At 68.5% G+C, this 12296-nt stretch carries 11 protein-coding genes and 2 tRNA genes; 3 read left to right on the forward strand and 10 right to left on the reverse strand.

All coding sequences use genetic code 11. From position 1 onward, the window contains the following. Positions 1-27: 27 nt before the first annotated feature. The 10 genes from VFZ70_05960 to dnaA form a co-directional block, all read right to left on the reverse strand. Positions 28-447 (reverse strand): cyclic nucleotide-binding domain-containing protein, encoded by a 420-nt coding sequence (locus VFZ70_05960; GenBank protein HEX6255339.1) that lies wholly within the window; start codon positions 445-447, stop codon positions 28-30. A 100-nt stretch (positions 448-547) separates the two neighbouring features. Further along, positions 548-623, reverse strand: a tRNA-Ala gene (locus tag VFZ70_05965). A gap of 191 nt (positions 624-814) precedes the next feature. Further along, positions 815-888 (reverse strand) — tRNA-Ile (locus VFZ70_05970). A gap of 70 nt (positions 889-958) precedes the next feature. Further along, positions 959-1300 carry a DUF3566 domain-containing protein gene (locus tag VFZ70_05975; GenBank protein HEX6255340.1) on the reverse strand — a complete coding sequence of 114 codons (342 nt, stop codon included), beginning with the start codon at positions 1298-1300 and terminating at the stop codon, positions 959-961. A gap of 252 nt (positions 1301-1552) precedes the next feature. Further along, a complete protein-coding gene (gene gyrA / locus VFZ70_05980) occupies positions 1553-4021 on the reverse strand; it encodes a DNA gyrase subunit A (GenBank protein ID HEX6255341.1) in 2469 nt (822 codons plus the stop codon). 94 nt (positions 4022-4115) lie between these two features. After that, positions 4116-6125, reverse strand: coding sequence for a DNA topoisomerase (ATP-hydrolyzing) subunit B (gene gyrB / locus VFZ70_05985; protein HEX6255342.1), 2010 nt, complete (start codon positions 6123-6125; stop codon positions 4116-4118). A 242-nt stretch (positions 6126-6367) separates the two neighbouring features. Continuing rightward, positions 6368-6739: a DUF721 domain-containing protein gene (locus tag VFZ70_05990; protein HEX6255343.1), complete on the reverse strand. Its 372-nt coding sequence runs from the start codon at positions 6737-6739 to the stop codon at positions 6368-6370. Between the two features lie 71 nt (positions 6740-6810). After that, on the reverse strand, positions 6811-7968 hold the full coding sequence (recF, locus tag VFZ70_05995; GenBank protein HEX6255344.1) for a DNA replication/repair protein RecF: 1158 nt from the start codon (positions 7966-7968) through the stop codon (positions 6811-6813). Between the two features lie 32 nt (positions 7969-8000). Continuing rightward, positions 8001-9125 carry a DNA polymerase III subunit beta gene (gene dnaN, locus VFZ70_06000; protein HEX6255345.1) on the reverse strand — a complete coding sequence of 375 codons (1125 nt, stop codon included), beginning with the start codon at positions 9123-9125 and terminating at the stop codon, positions 8001-8003. A 397-nt stretch (positions 9126-9522) separates the two neighbouring features. After that, on the reverse strand, positions 9523-10908 hold the full coding sequence (gene dnaA, locus VFZ70_06005) for a chromosomal replication initiator protein DnaA (protein HEX6255346.1): 1386 nt from the start codon (positions 10906-10908) through the stop codon (positions 9523-9525). A gap of 615 nt (positions 10909-11523) precedes the next feature. Between dnaA and rpmH the strand changes: the two genes are divergently transcribed. Genes rpmH through yidD form a run of 3 tightly spaced genes read left to right on the forward strand, consistent with a single transcriptional unit; the run spans position 11524 to position 12293 of the window. Continuing rightward, positions 11524-11658 carry a 50S ribosomal protein L34 gene (rpmH, locus tag VFZ70_06010; GenBank protein HEX6255347.1) on the forward strand — a complete coding sequence of 45 codons (135 nt, stop codon included), beginning with the start codon at positions 11524-11526 and terminating at the stop codon, positions 11656-11658. An 18-nt stretch (positions 11659-11676) separates the two neighbouring features. After that, positions 11677-11994: a ribonuclease P protein component gene (rnpA, locus tag VFZ70_06015; protein HEX6255348.1), complete on the forward strand. Its 318-nt coding sequence runs from the start codon at positions 11677-11679 to the stop codon at positions 11992-11994. Beyond that, the gene (gene yidD / locus VFZ70_06020) at positions 11991-12293 is read left to right on the forward strand and encodes a membrane protein insertion efficiency factor YidD (protein ID HEX6255349.1); all 303 of its coding nucleotides are present in this window, start codon (positions 11991-11993) and stop codon (positions 12291-12293) included. The genes rnpA and yidD overlap by 4 nt, the downstream gene beginning before the upstream one ends. Positions 12294-12296 lie beyond the last annotated feature (3 nt).

Below are 12296 nucleotides of genomic sequence, written 5' to 3' on the forward strand. Positions count from 1 at the left end.
TGCGCGACGCGCGACCCTGTCCTCGAGCTACCTGGTGGCGTTCCAGAGGCGGCGTGCCAGCACCCGGAGCATGGCGAGGGCGACCTGCGGCTCGGACTCGACCAGGCGCGTGAAGTCGTCCCTTGCGAGCGCCAGCACACGCACCGGTGTCACCGCACGCACCCGCAGCGAGTGCACCGCACCCTCCCACAGCAGCGCCAACTCACCGAAGAACTCACCCGGCCCGAGTTCGACGGCGCCCTGGGGCCGTTCGACGACCACCGTGCCCTCTTCGACGACGAACAGGCCCGCGCCGGCCTGATCAGGCTGGATCAGCACGTGGCCGGCGGGCACCTCGTGCGAGCTGGCGGCCGCGAGCACCAACTCGAGGCCGTCGTCGCTCACGCCGGCGAACAACGGCACCGAACGAAGGCGGTCGGCACTGGCGGTTCGGGGCGCATCGGTCATGGCGCAGTCCTATCACGCACCCGCCGGTCGCTGCAACGCCGTGCACGCGGGGCCGCCGCGTACACGTACACAAGATGGTCACGGCCGCAGCGGGCTCAGGTGGTGGACCCTGCCGGAATCGAACCGGCGACCTCCACCTTGCAAAGGTGGCGCTCTACCAATTGAGCTAAGGGCCCTGGGACGGCCGATGCGCCACCGGGGGCTATGCGCCCTGCGGCTCTTCCCAGATCGACTCGTCGAACTCCCGCTCGCGCTGCTTCTTGAGGAGGTACGAGACGGCAGCGGCCAGCAGGGCCATGATCGTCAGCTTGCGCATGGTGGGACCTCGGGTAGCGGAGCGGGCCGCGTGCCCGCTCACTGCGTCCAGTGGGCCATCGAGGACTTGAACCTCGGACCTCACCCTTATCAGGGGTGCGCTCTAACCGCCTGAGCTAATGGCCCGTTGTGGAATCGTGAGTGTAGCGGAGGCCACGGACCAGCGCAGGTCCGCGGATGTCGGCGATCCGGCCGCCTATTCGTCCTCGGCGAGATCGATGCGGATCCCACCGATCAGGTCGGCGACCAGGTTGTACAGGAACGCCAGGAAGACGTTGACCGCACTGGCGAAGATCACGCCCAGCACGCCCACGAGGAAGGTGGCCCGCAGGATGTTGCCGGTGTTGATCCGCAGCGCGATGTTGAGCGCACCGGCGATCTCGGTCACCTGGTCGATCAGCCCGAGGCGGTTGACGAACGCCCAGAAGATCGCGTTCGACAGCATGGTGATGATCAGCATCACCGCGTAGAACACGACGCTGATCTTGAGCACCGACCACGGGTCGACGCGACGGACCATGATGTCGCGACGGATCATGCGTCGGGTCGGACGCGTGCTCGCGGGACGCGTCGACGCGCCGCGTGCCCTGGCCCGGGAGGTCACCATGTCGGTGAAGCGCTGTCGGCGTCCATCGCCATCCTCCGGTATCGCGCGCGTCGCCACGCCACCGCGTGTCGCCTGCCTCGATTGTGCCCCGCCAGCGCGATCTCGCGAAGGGTCCGGAACACCCGGCTCGGCGAACGTGCGCGTCTGCGTCGAGCGCTCCGATGGCAGCCAGTCGTCCATGGCCTAGTCGTCCTCCAACTCGTCACCTTCACGCACCGGTGCGATCGACACGACGGTGGCGCCTTCGGTCGGGGTCATCACACGCACGCCCTGGGTCGAGCGCCCGGTCGGCCGGATGTCCTTGACGTCCATCCTGATGATGGTACCGATGTCTGTGATGATGAAGATCTCCTGCTCGTAGGCTGCGACCAACGCACCGACCAGCGCACCACGCTCGTCGGTCAGCCTGGCGGTCCGCACCCCTTTGCCGCCGCGTCGCTGCCTGGGATACCGCTCCAGCGGTGTCCGCTTACCGTAGCCTTCTTCGGTCACGACCAACAGTTGGCCGTCAGTCACAGCCGGCGTCATCGACAGCACCGCGTCGGCCTCGCCGAGCTGCATGCCGATCACACCGGTCGTGTCGCGGCCCATGGCGCGGGCGTCCGTCTCGTGGAAGCGAATGGCCATGCCCTTGCGCGACACGAGGAAGATGTCGTCGTTGCCGCTGGTCACCGACACGCCGACCAGCCGGTCGTCATCACGGAGGTTGATCGCGATCAGCACCTGGCGCGGCGAGTCGTACTCGTCGAGCACGGTCCGCTTGATCATCCCCTGCTCGGTCGCGAAGGTCAGGTAGTGCCCTCCGTTGCCCTCGAAGTCGCGCAGCGCGAGCACGGCGGCGATCCGCTCGTCCGACTCGAGCGCCAGGCCCTCGACGCTGGTGACATAGGTCCCCCGCGCCGTCCGCGACTTCTCCGGGATGCTCCACGCCCGGACCCGGTAGACACGTCCGAGGTTGGTGAAGAACAGCAACCAGTGGTGCGTCGTCGTCACGAACAGGTCGCGGACGATGTCGTCCTCCCTGAGGCCGGCACCCGCGACCCCTTTCCCACCGCGACGCTGCGTGCGGTACTCGCTCACCTTGGTGCGCTTGACGTAGCCGGCGCGCGTGACCGTCACGACGACGTCCTCGAGCGGGATCAGGTCCGCCATGTCGAGGTCGCCGTCTCCCGGCAGGATGCGCGTGCGGCGGGCGTCGCCGAAGCGATCGCGGATCTCCGTCAACTCGTCGACGATGATCCCGCGGATCCGCTCGGGCCGGGCGAGAATGTCGCGCAGGTCCGCGATGCGCTCGGTCAGCTCGGCGTACTCGTCGAGGATGCGCTGGCGCTCCAGAGCCGCCAGCCGCCGCAGCTGCATGTCCAGGATCGCGCGTGCCTGGATCTCCGAGAGCTCGAACCGCTGCTGCAGTTCGGTGAGCGCCACGTCCGCCGATGCGGCGTTGCGGATCAGGTTGATGACCTCGTCGAGATGGTCCAGCGCGACGATCAGACCCTCGAGGACGTGCGCCCGCTCCTCGGCCTTGCGCAGGCGGTACTGGGTCCGTCGGGTGATGATCGTGATCTGGTGATCGATGTAGATGCGGATGGTGTCGAGCAGGCCCAGCGTCCGCGGGACGCCGTCCACCAGCGCGAGGTTGATGACCCCGAACGTCTCCTGCAGCTGGGTCATCTTGTAGAGCTGGTTGAGCACGACCTGAGCGTTGGCCCCCCGCTGGAGCTCGACGACGAGGCGGATGCCCTCCCGGTTCGACTCGTCGCGCACGTTGCGGATGCCGGCGACCCGTCGTTCGTTGACCAGCTCGGCGATCTTCATCGCCAGATTGGCCTTGTTCACCTGGTAGGGAAACTCGCTGATGACGATGCGCTCGCCGTCACGGGACTCCTCGATCTCGCTGACCGCCCGCATGCGGATCGACCCGCGCCCGGTCTCGTACGCCTCTCGGATGGCGGCGGTGCCCATGATCTGCGCGCCGGTAGGAAAGTCCGGCCCGGGGCAGATCCGCTGGATGTCGTCGAGCGTGATGTCGGGGTCGTCGATCGTGGCGATGATCGCGTTGGTCATCTCGACCAGGTTGTGCGGCGGCACGTTGGTCGACATGCCGACGGCGATCCCCGAGCTGCCGTTGACCAGCAGGTTCGGGAAACGGCTGGGCAGGACGACCGGCTCGGACTCCTCCCCGTCGTAGTTGTCGACGAAGTCGACCGTGTCCTCGTCGATGTCGCGCAACAGCTCCATCGCGAGTGGTGACAGGCGTGCCTCGGTGTAACGCATCGCCGCTGCGGGATCGCCGTCGATCGACCCGAAGTTCCCGTGCCCGTCGATCAGTGGGTAACGGATCGCCCAGGGCTGCGCCATGCGCACCAGGGCGTCGTAGATGGCCGAGTCGCCGTGCGGGTGGTACTTCTTCATCACGTCACCGACGGCGGCGGCGGCCTTGCGCTGCTTGGCCGTCGCCCGCATCCCGCCCTCGAACATCGAGTACAGGATGCGGCGGTGGACCGGCTTCAGTCCGTCCTGGGCGCTGGGCAGCGCGCGCCCGACGATGACGGACATCGCGTAGTCGAGGTACGAGCGTTGGAGCTCGTCCTCGAGCTCGATCGGCTCGAACTGCTCGCCGTCGCCGGTGTCTGGCAGCACGTCTTCACTCATCCATCTGGCCTACGTCGTCGTGTGTGAGGGGCTGGTCGGGTGCCCGAGGTCTCGCGAACCTGTCGGATCCGGTGGGTCGGGCGAGCTCGCGGACTCAGACGTCGAGGAATCGCACGTCCTTGGCGTTGCGCACGATGAAGTCACGGCGCGCCTCGACGTCGTCGCCCATCAACGTCGTGAACAGCTTGTCGGCGGTGGCCGCATCCTCCATGGTCACCTGACGCATGACACGCGCGCCGGGGTCCATGGTGGTCTCCCACAACTGCTCCGGGTCCATCTCGCCGAGGCCCTTGAAGCGGAAGATGTCGAACTTGCGGGCCTTCTTCGGCGGGCCGCTGCCGTTGCCGTTGGACCCTGGATCGCCCCGCAGTTCGAGCAGGATCTCGTCACGCTCCCGGTCGCTGAAGGCGTACCGCGCGTCGCGGTGCTTGTCCTTGCTGTTGGCCGGCGTGATCTGGTACAGCGGCGGTTGGGCGATGTAGACGTGTCCGGCCTCGATCAGCTCGCGCATGTGCCGGAACAGGAACGTCAGCACCAGGGTGCGGATGTGTGCCCCGTCGACGTCGGCGTCCATCAGCATCACGATCTTGTGGTACCGCAGCTTCTCGGCGTCGAACTCGTCGCCGATGCCGGTGCCGATCGCGGTGATCAACGCCTGGATCTCCTTGTTCTCCAACGCCTTGCCCAACCGGGCCTTCTCGACGTTGAGGATCTTGCCGCGGATGGGCAGGATCGCCTGGATCCGACGGTCGCGCGCCTGCTTCGAGGATCCGCCGGCCGAGTCACCCTCGACCACGAAGATCTCGGTCTCCAGGGGATCGTTGGACTGGCAGTCGGCCAGCTTGCCGGGCAGCGAGTGCGACTCGAGCAGGCCCTTGCGACGTGTCAGGTCGCGCGCCTTGCGCGCGGCCATCCGTGCCCGTGCGCCCTGGATCGCCTTGTTGACGATGACCCGGGTCTCCTGGGGATGCTCCGCGAACCAGTTCTTGAGCTGCTCGTTGCAGGTGCGCTCGACGAAGCTACGGACCTCGGTGTTGCCCAGCTTGGTCTTGGTCTGTCCCTCGAACTGCGGATCTGCGATCTTGACGGACACGATCGCGACGAGGCCCTCGCGGATGTCCTCGCCGGTCAGCGTCAGATCCTTCTCCCTGCTGGTCGGCCGGAACAGACCCGTGTCGCGGGCGACCCTGTTGACCACACCTGTGAGCGCCTTCTTGAAGCCCTCCTCGTGGGTACCGCCCTCGTGGGTGTTGATCGTGTTGGCGAACGTGTGGATCGAGTCGTGGAAGCTGCCGTTCCACTGCAGCGCGACATCGAGCTCCTGCGGTCCGCCTGGCCCGTCCTCGGCCGCACTGAACGAGACCACCGTGTCGTGCAGCGGCTCCTTCGCCTTGGACAGGTGTGTGACGAAGTCGGTCAGGCCGCCGTCGAACCGGAACTCGATCCGCCTCGGCGTGCCATCCTCGTCGCGTGCGCGCTCGTCGGTGACCGTGATGCGCAGGCCCGCCGTCAGGAAGGCGGTCTCGCGGAACCGTGTGGTCAGCGTGTCCCAGTTGTAGTCGAGCGTCTCGAAGATGTCGGGATCGGCCCAGAAGCTGATGGTGGTGCCCGTGCCCTCGGCCGGGCCGACGTCGGCGACCGGCGCCACCGGCGCCCCACGGCGGTAGGTCTGGCGGTACAGCCGGCCATCGCGCCGCACCTCGGCGACGAGGCGCTCGGAGAGCGCGTTGACCACCGACACGCCCACGCCGTGCAGGCCGCCCGACACCGCGTACGACTTGTTGTCGAACTTGCCGCCGGCGTGCAGCACGGTCAGCACGACCTCCAGAGCCGAACGGTGCAGCGTGGGATGCTCGCCGACCGGGATGCCACGGCCGTCGTCCGACACGGTGACGGAACTGTCCGCGCCCAGCACGATGTCGATGCTGGTGCAGCGACCGGCCATGGCCTCGTCGACCGAGTTGTCGACGATCTCGTACACCAGGTGGTGCAGGCCACGCGGGCCGGTCGATCCGACGTACATTCCCGGTCGCTTGCGCACCGCCTCGAGGCCCTCGAGGACCGTGATGTCCTTGGCACCGTACTCGGATGGGCTGATGCTCACGACGGGTTGTTCCTTCTTCACAGCAACGGCGGCGTCACGGCCGCCGGAGAGCGGTCCCGACACCACAGCACCACAACGGGGCGAGGCTTCGTAGAGGTGCACGACCGGCCGGCCATCCAGGCGCACGACGAACGCTCACGCTAATGTCAGCCGCACACGGAGCCGGAGCGGTCTGCGTACTACTGAAGTATACCACGCACCACACGATGGCCTGTGCTAGGCGTTCCGCGCGTTTCCGCAGGTCAGCGGCCTGTGTCACGACGAACGGACACCGTGATCGTCCGAACGGTGCCCTCCCCGAGCCGCTCGTTGACGCGGCGCATGATCACGGTGCCGAACTGGCGGACCTCCGCGGCCCACAATGGGGTGCGCGCGGCCAGGACGAGCACGCCTCCGGACAGTCGCAAGGGGGCTGTGTGGCCGGCGAGCTGTGCGCCGACGATCGCCTCCCAGTCCGCCTGCAGGTCGCCCGCCACCAGGTGCGACTGCCAGCCCCGGCGGGCTGCGAGCGAGTGCAACGCATCGCTGACCGGCGCCACCTCGCCCGTGGTGGCCGGCGGGGTCGCGCCGGCTCCGAGCGGGTCGTACCAGCGACGGCGCGGGCGATCAGGCATGTCCCCACCCACCGGCTCGCTGCCGCTCGCCCTCACCAGATCCCCACCCACCGGCTCGCTGCCGCTCGCCCTCACCCACGGACGGTCTCCGGGGGTGGCACGATCGTGCGGTCACGCACTGCGTACCGGGGCCCGTCCAGTGGCACGTCGTCGGCGACCGCCGCGGTCACCAGCACCTGACCGAAGCGGTCACAGTGCGCAGCGAGCCGGCGACGGCGCTCCTCGTCGAGCTCGGCGAACACGTCGTCGAGCAACACGATCGGTTCGTCCCCGACCTCGAACAGGACCTCCCTGCTGGCGAGCCGGAGCGCGAGCACGAGCGACCACGTCTCGCCATGGCTGGCGAAGCCCTTGGCGGGCAGGTCCGCCAACGTCAGCACCAGATCGTCGCGGTGGGGCCCGGCCAGCGTGACACCCCGCTCGATCTCCGCCGGCAGCCGTTCGTCGAGGCCGGCGCGCAGCTCGGCGGCGAGGACCGACGGATCGGGCACGCCCTCGTCCGGATCCCCCCGCACCGTCCGTCCCGTCGACAGCTGGTAGTCCAGCTGCACCCCTGCCGACGGGCCCGCATCACCGGCGACCAGATCCGCGTACGCCCGTGCGGTCGGTCCGGACAGCGCGTGCACCGCCGCGACCCGTGCGGCGAGCACCGCACTGCCGGCCGCCACCAACGCATCGGTCCACGTGTCCAGCGTCGACGCCGGCGGGACGCCCCGACCACGTGCGGTCTTCAACAGCGCGTTGCGCTGCCGCAGCACCCGGTCGTACTCCTGCCGCGCCGCGTGGTACGCGGGGCGGCGCTGTGTCAACAGGTCGTCCAGGAACCGCCGCCGGTCCGAGGGGTCACCGCGCACGAGTTGGGTGTCCTCGGGTGCGAACAGCACGGTCCGGATGACACCGATCGCCTCACGGACGCGCTGCTGCGCCTGGCCACCGATGCGCGCACGCGACCGCCCCCCTGGCCGCAGCTCGTACTCGACCCGCAGCTCCCGACCGGCGTCGCTCCGAGCCCGCGCCCTGATGATCGCGGCGTCCTCACCGGCCCGCACCAACGGGCCATCGCTGCTGGTCCGGTGACTGGAGCCCGTGGCCAGGTAGTTCACCGCCTCCAGGACGTTCGTCTTGCCCTGAGCGTTGCGCCCGACCAGCACGTTGGGGCCGTCGAGGAACTCGACCGAGACGCTCGTGTACGCGCGGAAGTCCACGAGCTCCAGGTGTTCGAGCCGCACGACCGGCGCGCCCTGCCGTACCGGCCGGGCCGCTACAGGCGAACGGGCATCAGCAGGTACAGGAAGTCGGCGCCCGCCTCGTCACCCTCGTCGCCGGACGCGACCGGACGGATCACCGCGGGCTTGAGCTCGTCGCGGAACTCGAGTGCCACCTGGTCGGTGCCGGCGGCGTCGAGGCCGTCGGTCAGGTACCTGGGGTTGAACGCGATCTGCAGGTCGTCGCCCGACAGTGCGCCCTGCAGCGTCTCCTCGGCCTCGCCGATCTCACCGCTGCCCGCGGTCACACGTACGGTGTCGGCCGTCAGGTGGAGCGTCACCGGGGTCGCCGTGGTGTTGGCATCGCCGACCACCGCGACGCGCCGCACGACCTCGATCAGATCGGAGCGGTCGACCTCGAGCCGCCGCTCGAACCCGGACGGGATCAACTGACGGAAGGGAGGGAACGACCCCTCGATGAGCCGCGTCACCAGCTGGCGGTCGCCGAAGTCGAAGCCGACCTGGCTGTCCTCGAACGACATCCGCACCTCGGAACCGAGCTGCTCGGCCGACCGCCGTGCCTCGTCGAGTGCGCGGCGCGGCAGCAGCACGGTGCCCTCCACGTCCTGCTCCCAGTCGAGGGTGAGCATGGCGAGGCGATACGAATCGGTCGCGGCGAGCACCAGGTGATCGTTCGTCGCCTCGACGTACACGCCGGTCAGCACGGGACGCGCGTCATCGGTGCTCGCGGCCCGCGCCACCTGGGCCACCCGCCCGGCGAACTCGGCGGCCTTCATGACAGCCGGCGATCCGCCGGCGGCGGCCGTGGCCAGCGATGGGAAGTCCTCCAGCGGCATGAGCCGCAGATCGAACCGCGCATTGCCGCACTCGAGATGCAGTCGGTCGGTGTCGGCGTCCGCACTGATCGCGGCGTTCGGCAGGCTGCGCACCACATCGCCGAGCAGGCGGCCGGGCACGAGCGCCGTGCCCTCCCGCTCGGCCTGGACCGGGATCGACAGCGTGCTCGACACCTCGAGGTCCGTCGAACCGAGCAGCAACCGGTCGCCGGCGACCTCCATGCGCACGCCCGACAGTGCGGGCAACGTCGCTCGTGCGCCGACGGTGCGCAGGACCCACGTCGCGGCGTCGGCGAACTCGGTGCGCTCAGCCCGGAACTTCATGACGGCCTCCGAAGGTGATGCGGTCGGCAACGCTCCGTCGAGCGGCCGTCAAGTGCCACCTCTGATGGCACCGGCGGTGCCGACGGGTCGTGCTGTCCGAGATGCGTTGTACACAGCCGGGCGTTCGCCCGGGTGAAGATCTTGATGGAGAGTTCAGATCCGCCGTAACAGCAGGGGGAGGCGGAACCTGTGGACAACCGGTCGTCATCCCAGGTCAGGCGCCTCGTCAGCCTTGTGTACGGCATCTGGACATCCTGTTGATGGTGTGGGGACAACTGCCGGGTTGTCCCCATGACAGCGATGTGGTTCGCGGTGGACGTGGACAACCCACAGTTTTCCACATGCTGTCCCGTGGCGGATGCACAGGAACTCCACAGGTGGCGGCCGGTCATCGAGGTCACGCGTTGGCCGCGTTCTTGATGCGGGTCGTGAGCTCCTGGACCTGGTCGAAGATCGCGTGACGCTCCTGCATCAGTCCGCCGATCTTGTTGGTGGCGTGGATCACGGTCGTGTGGTCGCGGCCGCCGAACGCCTGGCCGATCTTCGGCAGCGAGAGGTCCGTGAGCTCACGGGTGAGGTACATGGCGATCTGGCGCGCGTTGACGAGCTGGCGGGCGCGACTCGTCGAGCACAGGTCGTCGAGGGTCAGCGAGAAGTAGTTGGCTGTCTGCCCCATGATCAGGCCGACGGTGATATCGGCCGTGGACGGCTCCGGCAACAGGTCCTTGAGCACCATCTGCGCGAGCTCGAGCGTGACCTCGGTGCGCTGGAGGCTGGCGAACGCGGCGACCCGGATCAACGCCCCCTCGAGCTCACGGATGTTGGAAGAGATGCGGCTGGCGATCAGCTCGAGCACGTCGTCGGGCACCGGGAGCTGGTCCTGCTGGGATTTCTTGCGCAGGATCGCCAGACGTGTCTCGAGGTCGGGTGGCTGGATGTCGGTGATCAGGCCCCAGCTGAACCGCGTGCGGAGCCGTTCCTCGAGCTGCCCGATCTCCTTGGGCGGTCGGTCGGACGAGATGACGATCTGCTTCTGAGCGTTGTGCAGGGCGTTGAACGTGTGGAAGAACTCCTCCTGCGTCTGCTCCTTGTTCTCGAGGAACTGGATGTCGTCGATCATGAGGACGTCGACATCGCGGTAGCGGCGCTGGAAGCCGACGCGCCGTCCGTTCTGGATCGCGTCGATGAACTCGTTGGTGAACTGCTCGCTGGTCGCGTAGTGGACGCGTAGGTCGCTGAACAGCGAGGTGGTGTAGTGCCCGACGGCCTGGAGCAGGTGCGTCTTGCCCAGCCCGGCGCCGCCGTAGATGAACAGCGGGTTGTACGCCTGCGCCGGCGCCTCAGCCACGGCGAACGCGGCGGCGTGCGCGAACCTGTTGCTGGCGCCGATGACGAACCGGTCGAACGTGTACTTCTCGTTGAGCCGGCCCCCGCCGCCGACTGGCACCGTCGGTGCGGCCTCGGGCTTGTACGGCGCGGGCGCCGGTGTGGGTGACGATGCGTGAGGCTGACTGGTCGGCTCGTCGGTGCGGACGATGACGAGCACGTTGAGCGTGCGGCCGGCAGCGGCCGTCAACGCGGAGCGCAGTGCGTCGCCGTACCGCGCATCGAGTTGTTCCCGTGCGAACCTGTGGGGCGCGGCGAGGACGACGGTGTCGTTCTCGATGCCGATCGGCTGGGTCTCATCGAGCCATGCCCGCAACGCGGCGGCGGTGAGATCCTGCTGGAGGATTTCCAGGCTTGCCTGCCAGATCTGATCCAGATCGCCCACGACGGTCTCCACAGGCACGATCCTCCCATTGTCGGCGATGGCGATCCGTTGGACCGCGGGGCAACCGGGTGGTTGTCCACATACATATCCACAGCTGTGGACTCGTGCCACGAGCGATGGCTCCCACCGGCGTGCAGAGGGAATGGACCGTGACGTTCGCCACGTCTGCACCAGGGAAGCGGTGACGTCGCATCGGCCCCCACCAGACACCGTCCCACCGGGTCCCGCGGTGTGCCCTGACGGCGCACTACCGACCCCAGTGATCCTGAAATCTGCGTGGCAACCGAGCGCGGGGCAGGAGTATAGGTTGACGACGGTGGAGGTCGCAACACGATTCTGGGACGCTCCGGACATGCCGCCGGCCAGTCCCCGTGACGCCGGACCGGTGGTTGCGGGGGGTGTCCGCCGTTCTAGACTCGTGTGTACGCAAACGGCACGGCCGTCGTTGCACTCGGGCACGTTGTCCACGACGACCACGGAACCTCCGTTGCAACCACACCGCAACGGTTCCGCGCGGGCTGTGCGGCAACATCGCTCCCAGCGGCTCGCCTACGGGCAGGTGTGCCCGGCGATATTGCCTCCCGACCAGCCGTCTCCTGCTCCCGCGAGCACCACGAGGACTGAACCATGAAGCGCACGTACCAGCCGAACAACCGCCGCCGCAAGCGGAAGCACGGCTTCCGGTCGCGGATGCGGACCCGTTCGGGTCGCGCGATCATCCGGCGGCGCCGTGCGAAGGGCCGCAAGACGCTGACGGCCTGACGGAATGCAGTGACAGGCATGTCGTCCCGCCGCATCCGCGCGGTCCGCGCCGCCCGCATCCGGGCGTCGTCGTCGGCGATGGTCGTGCACGCCCTCGGCCATGATCGGAGCGGCGACGGTGAGTTGGCGGTGGTGGCGAGTCGGGCGGTCGGGAGCGCCGTGGCGCGGAACCGCGCCAAGCGCCGGCTCCGGGCGGCCGCGCAACGCGCACGGCTTCCCCGGGCCGTGGACCTGGTGGTCGACGTCCGCCGGCCGGCCCTGGACGCCCCGTTCACGACGCTGCACCGTGACCTGCAGCGCCTGAGCGAGCGCGCTGCCGATCGGGCCGTCGGATGAGTGCCGACGACGGGCGTTCGGCAGCGAGCCCCCTGGCTCATCTGCTGGTCGCACTGATGCGCGTGTGGCAACTGGTACCCCGCATCGATCCGCAACGGTGCAGGTTCTACCCGAGCTGTTCGCAGTATGGCATCACGGCCGTCCGCAGGTTCGGCGCGATCCGGGGAGGATGGATGGCCATGCGTCGTCTCGGCCGTTGCCACCCGTGGAATCCGGGTGGAGTGGACCATGTGCCGCCGCGACCCGAACGGCACACAGGCAGCGGGACGCGGGTCGTGACCAGGAAGGTCGGTATCTAACGC

It is taken from the genome of Euzebyales bacterium (assembly GCA_036374135.1).
GTDB lineage: Bacteria > Actinomycetota > Nitriliruptoria > Euzebyales > JAHELV01 > JAHELV01.